The organism is Bradyrhizobium sp. 195, assembly GCF_023101665.1.
GTDB lineage: Bacteria > Pseudomonadota > Alphaproteobacteria > Rhizobiales > Xanthobacteraceae > Bradyrhizobium.
Genome location: NZ_CP082161.1, coordinates 4,577,185 through 4,592,306, shown reverse-complemented (window position 1 = coordinate 4,592,306; position 15,122 = coordinate 4,577,185). Strand labels below are relative to the sequence as shown.

Annotated in this window: 20 protein-coding genes; 4 read left to right on the top strand and 16 right to left on the bottom strand. The window is 59.7% G+C overall.

The genetic code is table 11. The features are described from left to right. The first annotated feature begins 98 nt into the window (after positions 1 to 98). A complete protein-coding gene (locus IVB26_RS21235; protein WP_247967270.1) occupies positions 99 to 1,106 on the top strand; it encodes a hypothetical protein in 1,008 nt (335 codons plus the stop codon). 416 nt (positions 1,107 to 1,522) lie between these two features. Here the strand turns inward: IVB26_RS21235 and IVB26_RS21230 are convergent, their stop codons facing one another. The 10 genes from IVB26_RS21230 to IVB26_RS21185 form a co-directional block, all read right to left on the bottom strand. Continuing rightward, a complete protein-coding gene (locus IVB26_RS21230) occupies positions 1,523 to 1,837 on the bottom strand; it encodes a hypothetical protein (protein WP_247967269.1) in 315 nt (104 codons plus the stop codon). Continuing rightward, positions 1,807 to 2,016: a hypothetical protein gene (locus IVB26_RS21225; RefSeq protein WP_247967268.1), complete on the bottom strand. Its 210-nt coding sequence runs from the start codon at positions 2,014 to 2,016 to the stop codon at positions 1,807 to 1,809. The genes IVB26_RS21230 and IVB26_RS21225 overlap by 31 nt, the downstream gene beginning before the upstream one ends. A 97-nt stretch (positions 2,017 to 2,113) precedes the next feature. Then, entirely contained in the window at positions 2,114 to 2,944 is an 831-nt protein-coding gene (locus tag IVB26_RS21220; RefSeq protein WP_247967267.1) for a hypothetical protein, read from the bottom strand. Then, positions 2,945 to 3,250: a hypothetical protein gene (locus IVB26_RS21215; protein ID WP_247967266.1), complete on the bottom strand. Its 306-nt coding sequence runs from the start codon at positions 3,248 to 3,250 to the stop codon at positions 2,945 to 2,947. A gap of 52 nt (positions 3,251 to 3,302) precedes the next feature. Further along, a complete protein-coding gene (locus IVB26_RS21210; protein ID WP_247967265.1) occupies positions 3,303 to 3,737 on the bottom strand; it encodes a hypothetical protein in 435 nt (144 codons plus the stop codon). A gap of 11 nt (positions 3,738 to 3,748) precedes the next feature. Then, the gene (locus tag IVB26_RS21205; protein ID WP_247967264.1) at positions 3,749 to 4,753 is read right to left on the bottom strand and encodes a DUF5309 domain-containing protein; all 1,005 of its coding nucleotides are present in this window, start codon (positions 4,751 to 4,753) and stop codon (positions 3,749 to 3,751) included. 2 nt (positions 4,754 to 4,755) lie between these two features. After that, positions 4,756 to 5,691, bottom strand: a complete 936-nt coding sequence (locus tag IVB26_RS21200) for a hypothetical protein (protein WP_247967263.1) — start codon at positions 5,689 to 5,691, stop codon at positions 4,756 to 4,758. Between the two features lie 112 nt (positions 5,692 to 5,803). Further along, positions 5,804 to 6,130, bottom strand: coding sequence for a hypothetical protein (locus IVB26_RS21195; RefSeq protein ID WP_247967262.1), 327 nt, complete (start codon positions 6,128 to 6,130; stop codon positions 5,804 to 5,806). 4 nt (positions 6,131 to 6,134) lie between these two features. After that, positions 6,135 to 7,148 carry a tail fiber protein gene (locus IVB26_RS21190; protein ID WP_247967261.1) on the bottom strand — a complete coding sequence of 338 codons (1,014 nt, stop codon included), beginning with the start codon at positions 7,146 to 7,148 and terminating at the stop codon, positions 6,135 to 6,137. Then, positions 7,145 to 7,501: a hypothetical protein gene (locus tag IVB26_RS21185; RefSeq protein ID WP_247967260.1), complete on the bottom strand. Its 357-nt coding sequence runs from the start codon at positions 7,499 to 7,501 to the stop codon at positions 7,145 to 7,147. The genes IVB26_RS21190 and IVB26_RS21185 overlap by 4 nt, the downstream gene beginning before the upstream one ends. Positions 7,502 to 7,858: 357 nt before the next feature. On the opposite strand from IVB26_RS21185, the gene IVB26_RS43545 reads away from it, so the two are divergent. Beyond that, positions 7,859 to 8,056 carry a Rap1a/Tai family immunity protein gene (locus tag IVB26_RS43545; protein ID WP_458309283.1) on the top strand — a complete coding sequence of 66 codons (198 nt, stop codon included), beginning with the start codon at positions 7,859 to 7,861 and terminating at the stop codon, positions 8,054 to 8,056. On the opposite strand, the gene IVB26_RS21180 is transcribed toward IVB26_RS43545, so the two are convergent. From IVB26_RS21180 to IVB26_RS21155, 6 genes are all read right to left on the bottom strand, one after another. Continuing rightward, a complete protein-coding gene (locus tag IVB26_RS21180) occupies positions 8,010 to 8,891 on the bottom strand; it encodes a terminase small subunit-like protein (protein WP_247967259.1) in 882 nt (293 codons plus the stop codon). The two genes, IVB26_RS43545 and IVB26_RS21180, sit on opposite strands and share 47 nt — an antisense overlap. A 22-nt stretch (positions 8,892 to 8,913) precedes the next feature. Beyond that, the gene (locus IVB26_RS21175) at positions 8,914 to 10,143 is read right to left on the bottom strand and encodes an AAA family ATPase (protein ID WP_247967258.1); all 1,230 of its coding nucleotides are present in this window, start codon (positions 10,141 to 10,143) and stop codon (positions 8,914 to 8,916) included. Then, complete coding sequence (locus IVB26_RS21170) at positions 10,140 to 10,397, bottom strand: hypothetical protein (protein ID WP_247967257.1); 258 nt, start codon at positions 10,395 to 10,397, stop codon at positions 10,140 to 10,142. Before IVB26_RS21170 ends, IVB26_RS21175 begins: the two co-directional genes overlap by 4 nt. Positions 10,398 to 10,623: 226 nt before the next feature. After that, on the bottom strand, positions 10,624 to 10,821 hold the full coding sequence (locus IVB26_RS21165) for an AlpA family phage regulatory protein (protein ID WP_247967256.1): 198 nt from the start codon (positions 10,819 to 10,821) through the stop codon (positions 10,624 to 10,626). A gap of 106 nt (positions 10,822 to 10,927) precedes the next feature. Next, a complete protein-coding gene (locus IVB26_RS21160; protein WP_247967255.1) occupies positions 10,928 to 11,383 on the bottom strand; it encodes a hypothetical protein in 456 nt (151 codons plus the stop codon). Then, positions 11,380 to 12,663, bottom strand: a complete 1,284-nt coding sequence (locus IVB26_RS21155; RefSeq protein WP_247967254.1) for a tyrosine-type recombinase/integrase — start codon at positions 12,661 to 12,663, stop codon at positions 11,380 to 11,382. The genes IVB26_RS21160 and IVB26_RS21155 overlap by 4 nt, the downstream gene beginning before the upstream one ends. 256 nt (positions 12,664 to 12,919) lie before the next feature. On the opposite strand from IVB26_RS21155, the gene IVB26_RS21150 reads away from it, so the two are divergent. Both IVB26_RS21150 and IVB26_RS21145 read left to right on the top strand, forming a co-directional pair. Next, positions 12,920 to 14,602: a site-specific integrase gene (locus IVB26_RS21150; protein WP_247967253.1), complete on the top strand. Its 1,683-nt coding sequence runs from the start codon at positions 12,920 to 12,922 to the stop codon at positions 14,600 to 14,602. Continuing rightward, positions 14,602 to 15,120, top strand: a complete 519-nt coding sequence (locus tag IVB26_RS21145) for a hypothetical protein (RefSeq protein WP_247967252.1) — start codon at positions 14,602 to 14,604, stop codon at positions 15,118 to 15,120. Before IVB26_RS21150 ends, IVB26_RS21145 begins: the two co-directional genes overlap by 1 nt. The last annotated feature ends 2 nt before the right edge of the window (positions 15,121 to 15,122 follow it).

Sequence of the window (15,122 nt, the reverse complement as noted above, 5' to 3'; positions counted from 1 at the left end):
AGTCGGGGCCAGTCAAAGACTTCAGGGTGTCAATCCACCGCTAATAACGGCTTGCTCTCGCGCTTCGGTTGCGCTTGGAATAGGGCTAGGGGGCGGTGATGTTTAACAAGAAGACAGTTTTCATTCTCGGCGCAGGTTCTAGCGCAGAGTTCGGAATGCCGACCGGGGAAAAGCTAAAATCTGAGATTGCAGCGCTTCTGGCGCCCGGGCAGGGCGAGGAGCCGATACGCTTCAAAGAGGTTCTCAGGCGTCAGAATAAGAACTGGCCGGAGCTAATGGCTGCCGGCAGCCATGTCGCAGCCGCGCTGCCAAGCTTCTTATCCATTGACGAAGCTCTGCATTACCTTTCAGATGATCCGAACGCCGTGTTTGTTGGGAAGCATGCGATCGCGTATTCGCTTCTCCGACATGAGGCGGCATCTAAGGTTGGTTTTGATCATAACGGAAGGGTCAATCCATCTCGGTGGGGTAATACCTGGCTCTCTGAATTTCTGTCCGTAGCACTGAGTTTTGCGCGAAGGCAGGAGGCGGACGAACTCTTTTCAAACGTGACCGTCATCAACTTCAACTACGATCGCGTGCTAGAGCAGTATCTGGTGCACGCTCTACAGCATGTTGGAAGGCTAACTAAGGGCAGAGCTGAAACGCTCACGGAGAGGCTCAAGGTTGTTCGCCCCTATGGATCGCTCGGCAGACTCCCGTGGCAAGCACATCAGGCGCGCGATCTACCGTTGATTGAGTTCGGGCTAGACAACATCGATAATTCGAACCTGGCTGCTGTCAGCGCCGGATTGATGACTTACACCGAACAGGCGCACGAGCCAGAAAAAATGCAGGAAATTTCGAACGCAATGCATACAGCAGAGGTCATCATAGCGATTGGGTTCGGCTTTCATCAACAGAACATGACACTGCTGAAGAGCGCTGTGGACATTGGCAATCGTACGACCATGGTGACTGCGGCTGGCATCGATAAGGAAAATCACTCGATCCTTGTGGATCAGCTTAGGGAGTTTTTTCGCTGTGGCCGTGTCGGTGTCTTTGACAAGCGGGGCTATGAATTTATGTCCCACCTTAGGCCGATTATCTCCGCTGCCGTTTCCTGAACTGATGAGAATTTCCTGGTATGGCTCGACGCGAGCCCCGGTGGTGGTTACTCGCCGCTATGCCTTCAAGTTCGCGAAGAACCACCGCGGACGCGCATGCAATTTGTATGAGGCGAAACTCTACCACGAGGCGAACGATATTCGTCGAGAGATGCTCTGTCCGGCGCTTTGGGTTTCCCCTTGTGGTTTGCTGCTTATTCAGAGAGCCGTCGATCCTCTCAAAGAGATAATGCCCCTTCCAGAGTATTTAGAGATGGGCCGGAGGTGGCGACATGCAGCGTTGGACACTGAGCCAGATCCATTCGAGCCAAAGCCAGAGAATTGGGGATGGCTCAATGGCCGAATGGTTACTTTCGACTATTCCATAAGTGTTTTGGAAGGCGATGCCGACTAGGCCAGTGCCTGCACACCAACAGTCAATGCCTCACAGCTCCGGCCGGCACCGGCTCCTCAGCCAGAGCCACCTGGTCAAAGGCCATCCCGATCAGCCGTTGAGCCATGTCGTGCAGCAGTTCTGCGTCAACGTCGCCGCGAGCGAAGCAGACCGCCGCTGCAGCATGCAGGGCGCGGCCACAAGCGATCAAGCCCGCCAAGGTTAGCTTGGGAGCATCCGCGACCAACTGGGCCACCTCAGCGCTGGTCTGGCTGTCCAGGCCTGCAGAGGCGACCTCAACCAAGCGACGCTCGAGCATCAACGCGATTACGCCTTCGTCATGGATGTCAGCAGACATTGTTCCTGATCCTCTCTGTTTAGCCGCTGATGGATGCGCCGCAGCTCTTCCGCGCCGTCTTCCCAAGGCTTGCCGATGAAGCGAGCCCAGCGCCGGATCGTGGCGACCTCATCCGCAGTCAGTCCCGGCGTGTCGATGCGCACCGCGCATTCCGAGACGATGTTCTTGTGCTCGATCATGGCTGCGCACCATTCGGGCGAGCCGGGGGCAGGGGGCGCCGCCTCTGTCCGCTCCAGGGCCGCTTGCGCTGCAAGTCGCTCGCCCTCGTTGGGGCTCTCAAGCAGCTTCGCGATCTTCTGCCGGCGTGTGAGCATCGGAAGCCCTCGCAACTAGTTCCTGGATACGGTGATCGCGCAGAAGCACCGGCGCTGCCCCCGATACGGCCGCTCCGATCTCGGCCTCGCTGAAGCCGACGCCGGCCAGTGCATGGGAAATGGCGGCTTGCCCCTTCGTGCCGGCCGCGAGCTCTGCGATTTGCTGACAGACTGGGCTCGACAGCTTGAGAGGCGTCGGTGTCAGCCACAGTTGCTGAAGCTCTGCCCTGGTGCTGCCAAGACCTTCCAGCATGGAGACAACCCGCTCGGTATCTTCTGCTGACCAATCTGGCCGAAGCGCCTCGAAGGCTTCGACTTCAGCCGCACACTCCGCTTTCCACGCCTCATCCTCCTCCTTGCAGGCGGCTTCATAAGGCTGCCTGAGGCCAATCGCATAGCCGTACACGGCCTGGAAGTCCGGATTAGAAAGAACCGCCATGTCATCCATGCCGTCGAACAGCGGCAAGGCCCGATCAATGAAATCCGTAAGCGTCGCGTGATGCTCCAGCTGCTTGCGGGTAGCGGCAGCTCGAGCCCGCCGCAGCTCGGACAGATCAGCGAAGGGCGTCTCGATCTGCTTTGCGGCTTCAGTGACAGTGATCTCGGCTTTCTTTGACTTGCGCTCCGCAGGCACCTTGCCGATTACCCGATCGGACAGCATCGCCGCGGCGTCATCGAGCGACAACCACTTGCCCTTGGGGCTGGATACCAGGGCCGTAGACGTTCCGGTCTCTTCAGCAAAGACGGGAGCGAGGCGTTCTGCCGCCTCCGTCAGGGTTAGAGCGTTCGTCATCTAGATGTTTCCCTTGAAGGTACGGAATGCGGCGTGGCTGGAGTCGTTTAGAAACCGCTTGATGTATTTCCGATCGCGCTGCTTCATCGGCTCGGCCAGCTTGTCAAAGAACAAATTGAGAGGCAGGCGGGACACCACCTTGCCGTCGCCGAAACGCTGTCCAAGGGAGTTGTTGAAATCTTCGCTGTTCGCCGCGAGCAGATCATCTACGGGGGTCTCCGTCTTGACCACCCACGCGTTGCCGATGTCCATGAAATAGGTCACGGTGCCGTCTTCATCGCGCGAGAGGATCTTCCAATCTTCCATTCGTGCTTGCTCCGTAGAGGAGGAGCGGCCCCGTAGGGCCGCCCCAGCCGTGTTAAGGCAGATCCGCCATGGTCGGGACGGTCGTGCTGACAACATGCCCGACGACGTTCCAGTGCGTGCCATCGGCGCACTCGATCCTCACGCGCGTTCCGACGTCAGGCGTCACAACGGTTAACTTGGCATTGGAACTGCCGTTGCTTCGGACAGGCACAAGCTCGTCAGTGCCGGCGCCTGCGTCGGCGTCCATGTGGATCACGCCGCCCTTGTAGTAATTCGTGTTCGAGCCGGTGCTGATGATCCAGTTCTGGGCATCAGCGGCTGCGCCGATATAGGCGAACTCGAACCAAAGCCCCGTCTGAGGCGTCGGCAGAGTAATCGTGCAGGTCGCCGTGAGATCCGGCATGTAGTGAACCAGGCCGGAATTGTCCGGGTCCACAGTGTAGGTCGCCGCATCAGCAACCGAGATCGGAAAGTGAGTAACAGGCATGTTCGTTTTCCTTAGGTGCCGGCGGTCAGGCCGTAGGTGTCGGCAATGACGGTGGAAGCGAGCTCGTTCTTCATGACCAAGCAGAACTCAGTCACGACAGCCCGCTTTTCGGCGTCGCCGGTCTTTGCAAGCTTCTCCGTCTGCATCGCACGGAAAACGCCGCGCGCGACATAGTCCGGGTCAATGACCATCACGTTGCGAGAGGCGGAGGCGTTGAGCATTACCCGGTTCGGCACCACGGCCAGCTCGCCGAAGTCCGACAGGTACATATCCGCCGCCGCAACAATGGCGGTCTTCTTGCCGTTCGCAGCGGAGCGCTGCTGCGCAACGTTGCTGTCCGACATGAAGGTCGAGAAAACGCGCTTGTTGTACGGCGAGACCATCACCGTGGTCGGATTGCCGCCGGCGTTGTAGCAAGTGGAAATGGCGGTATCGAGCATGGTCTTGGTGAAGGCGCGCTGGGTGCCGTTGGTGGCAGCGGCCACCAGTCCGGTACCAGAACTGAAACCGCCAGAGGTGCCGGTTGCGCCACGCAAGCCGTTCGTGGACGTCGCGGACGAGATCCAGGCCGGGAAGCCTGCCGAGACGCGGCCGGTCGTCGTGCTGCCGGCAGAAGATGCCGTATTGGACACCAGCGAAAGCTCAACGTCCTTCTTGATCTCCGCGCCCATCTTGGCGAGCTGATAGCCAAGCTCAGACTTTCGGCCGGCCTTGTCTGCCTTTTCCTGAGAGTTGGAAACGATCAGGGTATCGCTCGCGATCTGGGTGAAGTTCTGAACGCGAACGGTCGGGCTCTTGGTCTGGAAGGCATAGTCGTCGCCTTCGACCTGGGCGTTCGCAGCCGGCGCGCGAAGCGCGTCCGTCTGCCAGTCATGACGAGTTGCGGAGACCGGGACAGAGCCGATCAGAGACACAAACGGGGTGTCCTTCGGCGAGATGTTGTAGACAACATCCTCCAGGTCTTCGCGGTTACCTACACGATCGTAGGTCTGCAACGTTCCGGAAACGACAGTCATTGTCAGTCTTTCATGCGTTGGGCGAGGATCGCTGCTGCGTCATCCAGTCGCCCGGTGTTCTGGAAATGCTCGAATTTCGTTCGCGCGACGCGGTCGGACCTTGCGGCCCTGTCCATGCGTCTGTTGCTCGTCAACACGGGGGCGCCTGCAACCTTGTCCTTGACCTGAGAGACCGATTTCTTGGCCTTCAGGTAGCGGGTCAGATCGCGCACGATCCGGAAATTTCGCCAATCGTTGAGCATGGTGTTGAGCTCCTCAACCGAGCAGCCGTATTCAGCCATGGTGTCGATTGCGTCTTCCTGAAATCGCCGGGCTTCCTTCGTGTTCGCCAGTTCCGGCATGTGCTCGAGCAGCTTTTCTTGCTGCTGTTGCCTCGCCAACAACTGCCGATGCACGAGATCGCGCCCTTCGGCGTCGCGTGCTGCCTTCGCAGCCTCGATTTCGTTCCGAGCGGTTTGCTGGGCATGCGCAATGATGCCCATCTTGAACTCGTAATCCGCCTGTTGGTCCTTCCAGAGCTGAGGGTCAGCATCGATCAGGCTCGGATCGGGTTGCTGAGGCAGTAGGATAGCGGCGACCACGTCTAGCGTTTGGCGCAATTCTGCGACCAGGCCTGCGTGGCGTTCGATTTGAGCGCGAACCTCCTCAAAGCGAGCTCGCTCTTCAGCGAGGGCCTGGGTTTTCGCGGTAAACGTCTTGCGGCTAATGTAGCCGCGCTTCAATTCTCGCAATGAAAGCTCGGCGCCGTCCTTGAGCGTGATCTTAGTATCATCGTTCAGGGTAGGCGGGTTCGCTTCCTCCTCCTCAACGGCTGGCGTGCGGCGTTCAACCGGGACAGCATCGTCATGGAGTTCAGACGACAAGACTTCCGCCGCGGTGGCGACGGTCAACTCGGTAGATTCACTGACGGGCGCATCTGCGCGGGCGTCGGCCTGCATTTACCAATCCTTCAAACGGTCCAAAAAGGCGGCGAGAGACACAAGGAAAGCTCTCGCCGCTTAGTCATGGACCTCGACCTGGGACGGAGATCCCACGCCAAGCTCTGAAAATCTAAACAACCCATGCTGCATCCGGAGCGGTGTAGCTCGTGCGCTCCCTCCCTACCAAGGCGAGACGGGTCGCAATGCGCTCCGCGGTCTGGCCTGGTTGCAAAACGTAACTGGCTTTCTCACCGTCAATCGGCGAGCCCTTCGCGTCTGTCAGCGTTACCGTGCTGCCATCGAAGCGATAATTGACAGCCATCACCTCGCCGGGGTCCCCGGTCTCTTCGTTCGGCCGTCGTGTCTGAGCAAGTGTCGTGTAGCGGGCAGCCCGCGGCTTGCGCGGCTTTGGCTGTTTGCTGGCGCTGTGCGCCTTGAGTTTCGCGGTCCAGGTCATCGGATCAGATGATCCTCAGAAGCTTGTTCAGAACCATGGTCGGCTGAAGAATGCCGAACGCAGCGCTCGTGCCGCCTTGCGCTGTGCCTGTGAACGTCGCGCCTGACATCGAAAATGATAGGGCAGCCTCGTTCGTTTTGGGGTAGCTGGAGTCAGCCCCGGTAGCCAGCGAGCCATGAGACGTGCCGTTCCCGATCTGGATACTGTACGGGTTCGAAGAGATGGAGCCGCCGATCGAGCCAGCCGGGGTATAGGGAGGCAAGTTAGACGTTGCGAGCTGGCGGGACTCGGAACCGCCCGTTCCGCCGAGCGTTGTGGGTCCCGTGATAAAGCTGCCAGACAACCGGCTCGCGGCGCTGCCCCCCATGTCATCCTTGCCGGCGACCACCCGCCCGCGAAGATCGGGAATGTTGAACGTGCTCGAACCATCGCCGCTGCCGTAAGTGGTCGAGATCAGCGAGAACAGCGTCGAATAAGTCGAACGCGAGATCGCCTGACCATATGGCAGCACAAAGCTCGAATTGGGCGAAGTCGAGCCGATGAAATCGATCGTGGCGCCGATCGGGATCAGGTACGGATTAGCGAATGAGTTTTGTAGATAGAAAACGCCGTTTGCGGCGTTGTAGATCACGACATAGGGCGAGCCTGCGACCAAATAGCCGGCTGGAACGTCCACGCCAGGATTTAGCTGGATCGTCTTGGCTCCGAGGGAGTCAACGTTGAGCGTGATATTCGGAGAGCCGGCCGTACTGGTTGTGTGCGGCGTGAACGCAATGACCTGCCCATTGAGCCGGGCAAGGGTGTCAAAGCTCTGGAAAGTAGAGAGGGTGTAGGCGGTCGAACTTCCACCCGTTACCGTCGCGCCTGCGATGTCGTCCGCCCACTTCTTGACGGAGGCCATCTCAGCCCGCGCGCTGTCATTGACGCTGCTGGGCGCCATTCCCTCCGCCCACCCGACGCTAGGGTCCGCGTTGGAATTGGCTGCCGCCGTCTGGGACCACCATGCAACGCCGCTCATGCGTGCTCCTGACACTTGGCGATAACGGGGTAGACGCGAAGCACCACGCCGCGCGCCGCATCGAGGCGAAGGGGTAGGGGCTTCATCCGCCAGTGCTTAGCCGGGTCGAAAGGCTCGGTGTCCTCGTTCTCGATCGGAAGCCACTCGCCGCCGTCTGGATCTTTGGCCGGCTTGAAGCTGGTCAGGATCAGCTCGCCACCCCGAACGAGGCAGTATTGCTGCTCGCCAACAGGGAAGCCCTCAGAGGCCAGCGCAGCGTCTGCAATCGATCGCAGGTAAGCCGAGACGGTCAGGCCCTTGCGCTCGGCAGCGGCCTTCAGAAGCTCCTCACGGGCATATCGAAACTCGGGCATCAGCGGCGCAGCGCTCCGTTCAAATCAGTCACCGAGAACGTAGGGCAATCGCCCGACACTCGCCACGAGATTTGTACGTAGGATTGTACGCTAATGGACGCTGCTGGAATTTATCTTTGCTTTTCTGCTTTATATCGCGCCATCAGGCAGAAGACGTTTCCGCCGGAATGATTGGTTCGCGGTCGTAACCAATCTCCGTTGCGGGTGTTGCGCCTGCGTTACCGCAACGTTGCGCGCAACGATCAGGGCCTAGCGTTGCGCTGTTGCGTTACGTTCCACCACCCTATAGGGGTGGACGTAACCGCAACACGTAACGCCCTCACGCGCGCGTAGTTGTTTCGTTTGGCTTGGCGAGGAATGGCCTCGCAGAAGTATGAATGTGCGAAGCCCACTAAGCGCGTTACGAACGGCCAACTGTCCGACATCGTAATGAAGTTCCTCAGGGAGCATCCTGAAGATCGACACCTGCCGGCGGTTCTGCTTGCAAACCGAGCTTATTACGTCGCCTTCAACTGCCGGCCGCTAGATAGTGTTTCCTCAACGCCGCCTCGATGATCCCAAAGACGGCTTCCGGCATCTCGTCCGATGGTGCGATCTGCTCAATCAGCTCTGACACCCTGGTGATGCGTGCCCATGCCTCAGGCGTAAGGTCTGCCGGCGGCTGTGCCGGTTGGTAAGTGAGTTGCGGGGGTGGCCCTGCCGGGTGTCTGTCGGCGGCTTCCGTTCGCTCCCGGCCATCAACGCTCCTCGTCCTGCCATCCACCTCCCGCATCAGATCGGCCACCGAGGCGTCAGCGCCGTCCCTGATGTCAAAGCCAATCCGGACGCTCTTGGCGCCCTTGGCCCGGGCCTCCTGGGCGGCCCTCTCGATCGCGGCGTCATATTCCGGCGTATCCCTTGGAATGAGCGTGCCGTCTTCCCTCAGCATCGGGTGGACGATCACGCGGACAGGGTCCTTCCATTGGAAGGTGTTGCCGGCCTGGACGCCAATCAGTTCGATCTTGTTGACGCTTTCGCCTTCCTGGACGTTCTGGCCTAACAACTCCATCTTGTCGCCGTAGCGCTTCGGGAACAGCCGGCTCGCGGTCCATTTCAGGCTGTCCACCTTGAGCCGGTCGCGCTGCACCTTGGCATGGTTGGCAACGGCAGAGGTCTTGCCGTCCTTGCCCTGGTCCAGGATCACGTCGCCGGACTCGTCAAAGGCGATATTCAGGATCTGCTCGGCGTAGAAGTCCATCAGGGCTTCTCGAGCCTCTGCAAAACGCTTCCGGAACTCGGGATTGGAGGCGAGCCATCGATAGACCGTGACCCGGCCGGGCATCCCTTCGTCGGCGCAGATCTTCAGTAGGCCTTGCCCGTTCACCATGCGATCGCAGATCGCGTCCACCACCTCGGGGCTGTATTCAGACGGTCTAGCCATTGTTGGCCCTCCAGATGCCGGCGTATTCGCGCACAAGGCCCTTGTCGCAGAGCTGCGACCTGACATTGTGGAGTGTGGCCCGGCGCTTCACGCCAATTCCGATTTCTCGAGCCTTATCGTTCCAGTCCTCGGTGCTTAGACCGGCCGGTCCAGCGTCACGGAGAAGACGATACATGGCCTCCTGCGTCTCACTCAGCCGCCGTTCGGGTTTTTGCGCAACTTGCGCAGAAACTTCCTCTGAGCTGACAATATTGACCGTGATCGGGTCGCCGTCCTCGTCGGTGCCGAATTGATGGAGGTCCGATTTGAAGGAAAACAGTGGGCCTTCTGGAGCATCGTTGGCTTTGGTGACGGTTGCGGTCTTGATGGTGTCGCCGCTGATCGTCACCATAACGTCGGCATCGCCCAAGATCGCGTTAGATCCGCGCGAGCCGCGGCTTTCGTCCTTGCCAGTGTGACCGACAAGCGCGACATGCGGCCCGCCATGCCCAAGTGCGTCCTTGATGCGCTGGACGTTGGCGAACACCTTGCCTTGGTCCTTGGCCTTGTCCTCGTCACCACCGCCGGCCGCTACCAGCTTGGCGAACGTGTCGAAGATCAGAAGTCCAGGGGCCGCGGAATAGTATTCTTGCCTGATATGCTCGATGGTGCGCAGAACCTTCGTGACAGCCTCGGGCGCCATAAGGTCAACTGTCTCGGCAACCAAAAAGATTGGCATCTCGTTGATTGCATCTTGATCAAGGTTGGCTCTCTCAATATGCGCGCGAAGCCGTCGCTTCACCAAGTCGCCACGTTCTAAAGCGAAATAGATCACGCAATGAAGGTCATCCACCTTTCTGCCGTGCCACGGTTCGGCATTGGCGATACAGAAAGCCAACTCTGCCATCAGAGCCGATTTCATCCCGCCAGGCGGAGCAATCCAAGCTGAGGTCTCGCCGGCAGCAATGATGCCCTTCACAAGCCAGCGCTTGCGAACCGGCGTTGATGTCAGCTTGGAAATGGGGAGGGCGGTAAAGCGTCCCGCCCTCCGGTCTGCCTCGATTGCGAGCCTGTCCAGGCGTGCATTCTCCAGGACTTGCCACGCCCGTTCGGCTTGCCGCTTCTCTACTCCATCTTTGTAAAGCTGATAGCGAAGGTCGGCAGATCCCGGATGCGTCTCCGGGAACGGGTCTTTCGGATCAATCGGCGGAACGTCGCAGTCGAATTGGTTCTCGTGCTTCATTCGGCACCCATTAATTCCGGGTACACCAAGTCGAGCGCGCCCATTTCCTCTAGCTTGGCGTCAACCTCATCTGAGGTCATGTTGCCGGCCTTCAGGGCGATACCGAGCTTGGTAGCCTCGCTGTCGAGCCATCGCGCGCGGCTGCACATGAACCGCAGTCCTGCAAGCTGCAGAAGCTTGCGGATCTTTGGATCGTTGACGGCGAGAGGGCTGACTTTCGTTTCAACCTGAAATGAAATTCGTTCGTGCATCATGCTGACGCCCTCCGCACGATCCGGCGCCTTTTCCGTTCAACTACGGGCAGGGGCTTGCCGAACACGATCGCGGCGAGCTGGTGCGCAAACGCGCGCTCCGCCATCGGATCGGCTTGAATTGGGGGCAGGGAGGCGATATTATCCGAACAGATCGAAGCGCCAGCCAGATCACATTTCGGAGCCCCGCACGCCGCCAGCGTTGCGGGGTTTCCTTTGGGGGGCTGCATCAGGCGGCAACCTCCGCGGCCGGCTTCCACTCGCCGCGCTTCCAGCGCTCGATCTCGTCCACGTCCCACGTGTGGAGGCGGATGTCAGTGCGGCTGGTGCCAGGCGGGAATTTGCCCGTGCCAATGTGCTTGTAGATCGTGGCTCTCGCCAGTCCGGTTGCTTCCATCACAGCCGGAAGCCGCAACGCCTTCTGCATCTATGGTCCCTTTCGTCTCGGGGATAGCTGTATGGCTATCCATGTGGATGACGATTGAGACCATGATGGAATCTGCGGGCGTTCGCGAACCAGACTACTCCAATAATCAAACGTCCGGCTTGGCGTCCCAGATGCTTCTCACCATGCGGCGAGACACGCCGCGATCTTTGGCGACCTGCTTGATGATAGCTTCCCGCGCGCGATAAAGACCAGGGAGCGGCATGGAGTAAAGCCTGGGCTTACCCTCCAACTTCCGTTTGTTGTCACGAATGATCTCGATCGCGTAGCGCACTTCCTCTGGAGCGTCTCCCGGGATCTTCTCGTCCGGATGGAGTGAGCCATAGTAAGAGACGATCGCGCGATGACGTTGCGGAAGATCGAGAGGATCAGCTTCGCCTTCCTCTTGCCACGACACCCCAGCGGCTTTGTTGGCGCGCTCGCCAGCTTGCTCTAGCCGCTTCTGCCAAGCAAGACGCCTGCAATCCTCGAGAATTTGAAACTCGAGCAGCGGGGATATCGTGGACGGACGACCCGCGCCCTCTCGCTTGCCTCCGCGGCTCATCGATGCGCCCCGATTGCCACCACGTTGTCACCGGCAGGCGCTTTGGCCTCGCAATAGCTCGCCCAATCCTGCATCAGGCGGACGCGCTTCTCGCGCTGGTCGCCTCGGCGGTACGCCCGCTCGGTCTTGTCGCTCACAATGTGAGCCATCGCCATTTCGGTGAGCTCGTTGGCATAGGCCGTCTGCTCGGAAGCCCAATCCTTGAAGGTTGAGCGGAATCCGTGAACGGTTGCCTTATCACCGTCATAGCCCATCTCCTTCAGGGTTTCGGCCATCGCCATATTGCTGAGGCCAGTCCCTTCCTTTGCGCCCGAGAACACGTACTCGCCGTCGCGGGGTAGGTCCGCCAGAATGGCAAGGGCACGGTCCGACAGCGGGATGACGTGATTGGGCCGACGCTTGCCTTTCTTGCCCTTCATCAACTCGCCGGGGATAGTCCACGTCTTTCCCTTTTCGTCGATCTGATCCCACTTCGCGCCGATAGTGTTGGCGGTGCGGGTGACGTTGAGGACGGTGAACTCGAGCGCTCGGGCGCTGATGCCGTCGCGCTTGCGAAGCTTCGCCATGAAGGCCGGCAACTGCTTGTAGGGCAGGGCGGCGAAGTGCTCCACAGGAGCGACCTGCGACTTGCGCGGTAAGAGCTGGTCGAGGTGCCCAATCCACCGAGCCGGGTTTTCACCTTCCCTAAGACCCAGGGCCTTGGCCCGGTCCAGCACCTTCTCGATCCGCCCGCGGACGCGGCTGGCGGTCTCGGTCTTGGTCGTCCAGATCGGCTCAAGGATCTTCATGACGTGATTGCGATCGACCAAGGCAACGGGCAGGTTGCCGATGGTCGGATAGGCGTAGGTTTCCAGCGTCGCCTCCCATTGGCTGGCGTGCTTGGCGCTTTTCCAGCCAGCTTGGTTGGCCTTGATGTAGGCTTCGGCACACTGCCGGAAGGTCGTCGTCTTGGCCTTCTGTATCTCGTGCTCAGCCACCAAAGCCAGCTTACGGGTGTTCCGCTCCTCGATCGGGTCGCGCCCTTCCACCACGATTAGCCGCTGTGCCTGCGCCAGCTTGCGAGCCCCCTTAAGGCTGACTTGATCGATATCACCGAGCCCCATCTTCCGAGCTCGGCCGCGGATCATGAATCGGAAGATCCAGCTCTTCGTGGGCTTCTCGCCCTCAGTGTATGAGGGGCTCACCTGCAAATAGAGTCCGTTCCCGTCGCCGTAGAGACCGGGCTGGATGTCGGTTTTCTTGATCCACTTGTCCGAGAGTTGGTTGACTGCTCGCCCCATAGCCCGCTCCTACGTATTAAGCTACGTACAAATCAGACGTGGAAGCTAGTGGACTTCTGGAATCCTGTATAGCCCAAAAATGTGCGGAATCGCTGCAAAATAAGGGGTATGATGGTCGTTGGTAGACTTCTGGAGACCAGAAAGATGATCCCACCCCTTCCGCCAGTTCCCCTTCAAGTCGTTGATCTTCCAAAAACTCTGCAGTTCCAATGGCTTCCAGTTGATGGGTGCTACGGTGAGCTGCTACAGCGAGCCCATGGAAGACGTGCCTCATCCTCGACTACACAAACGCAAAAACACCTACTACCTCCGAGCGTCGTACCCCGCCGATCTGCTGCATCTGTTCAAGGGCAAGGAACGGTGGAAGTCCCTTGCGACCTCTGACTATCGCGAAGCTGTTCGGAGGGTCCGCGCCGCGAGTTCGGCTTTCGATGCCGAGATGGACCGCCTCCGGGCGACCGACGTAGGTCCACCAGCGAACCTATCTCAGCAAGAGATCGTCCGGCTGTGCGGCAAGGCTTACGAGTTCGCCATTCGGCAATGGGGAGCCCGGCCCGGCGGTCCCGTCATCTACGAGAAGTTCATCGACAAGATGGTGCGGACGGAGAGCCCGACTGAGCTGGAAGCTGAGATCGGTCCTCACCTTGCCGAACTGCTCAGTCGCTCCTCGACCGTCGGGAAGATCGACGAGGATACAAGGGCTCGGTTCCTGCCTGCCTTGCGCGACACCATCCGGGACGCCGCCACTACACTCCTGCGTCGAGCCAACAACGACTATGGCTCCGACGATCTCGTGCAGAGGTTTGGAGAGGCGCTCAAGAAGCCCGCCGGAGGTGTCAGCTTGCGGCAACTTATGGACGACTACTTGGCTGATCCCAGCGTTACGCGCGGCGAGAAGACGCTGCTCAGTTACCGCATCGTGTTCGACGCCATCGAGGAACTCATGGGACCGGACAAGCTGGTCCGAGATGTGAACCGAGCGGACTGCAAGCGAGTTCGGTCTCTGCTGCAGACGATCCCCAAGAACGCCCGGAAGGTGTATCCAGGCAAGTCTCTGCAGGAAGCCGCTCGACTGGCTAAGATCGACGGCAAGCCGCTCATGTCTGTCGGAACGATCAACTCGTATCTGATCAATCTGTCGTCGCTCTTCAACTGGGCAGTCAAAGAGGAACATGCAGATCGCAACCCCGCCGCGGATCTGCAGTTGGCCGACCCGGTCAAGGACAAGAATAAGCGCAAGCCGGTGCCATTGGGCGATCTGCCGAAGCTGTTCCAGATGCCGCTCTATACGGGCTGTGTGGACGACGAGAACGGTTACGCGAAGCGTGGCCCGAACCACCCAAGACGAGGCCGCTTCTGGGTGCCACTACTGGCGCTCTTTCACGGGCTACGGCAAGGCGAAGCATGTCAGCTCCACAAGACGGACGTTCGGCGGGTCGGAAACGTCTGGTGTCTCATGCTCTCCGAAGGGGACCCCGCCGAGATGGAAGTCGAAGATAGGAAGCGGATCAAGACCGAAGCCGGTGAGCGGTTCGTGCCACTCCACGCGGAGTTGATCGCGATGGGGTTCCTTGACTTCGTTCGGAGCTGCAATGGCGTTCGTCTGTTCCCGGAGCTGGAACGCGACAGCTACGGCTACTTCTCGACAATGTCGAAGTGGTTCGGGCGGTTCTTGGCCAAGGCTGGTGTCAAGCAGCCCCGCGTGACCTTCCATTCGCTCCGACACAACTATCGTGACGCCCTGAGCCGCGCGAGGCTGTCTCGTGACGTTATCCGAGCTTTAGGTGGATGGGCCAGCGATGGCGTGGACGATGACTATGGCGGCGATCTGGAAGCGTTCGTCTCGGTGTTGGCCGACGCCGTCGCGAAGGTGTCCTACGAGGACTTGAACCTGTCGCACCTTCACGTTTCGACCCCTCTGGCCAGAGCGGTGGCGTGATGACAGAGCAGTTGCCCAAAGCTCTCAAGAAGCAAGCCGAGCCTATCTATCGGCTGATCAGCTATGCTCGCGAACAGGACCGACTGGGCAAGGTGAAGTCCGCTCGCCACGCCTTGATCGCAGCTCGAAGGCAAATCGCCGAACAGCTTGGAGAGACCTTCGATCCCGCCGATGTGGAAGTCGAGGTCAAGAATGGTAGGCGTCGCATCAGGAAGGCCGCCGATACCGGCGAGCACCATCTGAAGGCCCTCGTCAGTTCCGCCCGGCTCTGGGATTGGACCGACTCCGACCGAGCAATCCGCGACATGAGGGCGGCACACTTCGGCTTCGGTTTCTCACACCTCCCGCTGACCGACATCGAGGCCGATCTGGTCGAGAAGGGGAACGTCCTGTTCATCCTCGCGATCTACCCCACCTTGAAGTTCTCCATCCTTCGCCGTCTGCAGACGCGGGGTGTCGAGAATGTGCAGCCTGCCGCAACATCGGCAGCTCCCGAGACCAACGAAACTCACGAATAGAC

Bases quoted from the DNA above. Each gene is read 5' to 3' on its own strand.
- IVB26_RS21235 (WP_247967270.1), top strand. From the start codon at position 99: ATGTTTAACAAGAAGACAGTTTTCATTCTCGGCGCAGGTTCTAGCGCA.
- IVB26_RS21230 (WP_247967269.1), bottom strand. From the start codon at position 1,837: ATGTCTGCTGACATCCATGACGAAGGCGTAATCGCGTTGATGCTCGAG.
- IVB26_RS21225 (WP_247967268.1), bottom strand. From the start codon at position 2,016: ATGATCGAGCACAAGAACATCGTCTCGGAATGCGCGGTGCGCATCGAC.
- IVB26_RS21220 (WP_247967267.1), bottom strand. From the start codon at position 2,944: ATGACGAACGCTCTAACCCTGACGGAGGCGGCAGAACGCCTCGCTCCC.
- IVB26_RS21215 (WP_247967266.1), bottom strand. From the start codon at position 3,250: ATGGAAGATTGGAAGATCCTCTCGCGCGATGAAGACGGCACCGTGACC.
- IVB26_RS21210 (WP_247967265.1), bottom strand. From the start codon at position 3,737: ATGCCTGTTACTCACTTTCCGATCTCGGTTGCTGATGCGGCGACCTAC.
- IVB26_RS21205 (WP_247967264.1), bottom strand. From the start codon at position 4,753: ATGACTGTCGTTTCCGGAACGTTGCAGACCTACGATCGTGTAGGTAAC.
- IVB26_RS21200 (WP_247967263.1), bottom strand. From the start codon at position 5,691: ATGCAGGCCGACGCCCGCGCAGATGCGCCCGTCAGTGAATCTACCGAG.
- IVB26_RS21195 (WP_247967262.1), bottom strand. From the start codon at position 6,130: ATGACCTGGACCGCGAAACTCAAGGCGCACAGCGCCAGCAAACAGCCA.
- IVB26_RS21190 (WP_247967261.1), bottom strand. From the start codon at position 7,148: ATGAGCGGCGTTGCATGGTGGTCCCAGACGGCGGCAGCCAATTCCAAC.
- IVB26_RS21185 (WP_247967260.1), bottom strand. From the start codon at position 7,501: ATGCCCGAGTTTCGATATGCCCGTGAGGAGCTTCTGAAGGCCGCTGCC.
- IVB26_RS43545 (WP_458309283.1), top strand. From the start codon at position 7,859: ATGGCCTCGCAGAAGTATGAATGTGCGAAGCCCACTAAGCGCGTTACG.
- IVB26_RS21175 (WP_247967258.1), bottom strand. From the start codon at position 10,143: ATGAAGCACGAGAACCAATTCGACTGCGACGTTCCGCCGATTGATCCG.
- IVB26_RS21170 (WP_247967257.1), bottom strand. From the start codon at position 10,397: ATGATGCACGAACGAATTTCATTTCAGGTTGAAACGAAAGTCAGCCCT.
- IVB26_RS21165 (WP_247967256.1), bottom strand. From the start codon at position 10,821: ATGCAGAAGGCGTTGCGGCTTCCGGCTGTGATGGAAGCAACCGGACTG.
- IVB26_RS21160 (WP_247967255.1), bottom strand. From the start codon at position 11,383: ATGAGCCGCGGAGGCAAGCGAGAGGGCGCGGGTCGTCCGTCCACGATA.
- IVB26_RS21155 (WP_247967254.1), bottom strand. From the start codon at position 12,663: ATGGGGCGAGCAGTCAACCAACTCTCGGACAAGTGGATCAAGAAAACC.
- IVB26_RS21150 (WP_247967253.1), top strand. From the start codon at position 12,920: ATGGAAGACGTGCCTCATCCTCGACTACACAAACGCAAAAACACCTAC.
- IVB26_RS21145 (WP_247967252.1), top strand. From the start codon at position 14,602: ATGACAGAGCAGTTGCCCAAAGCTCTCAAGAAGCAAGCCGAGCCTATC.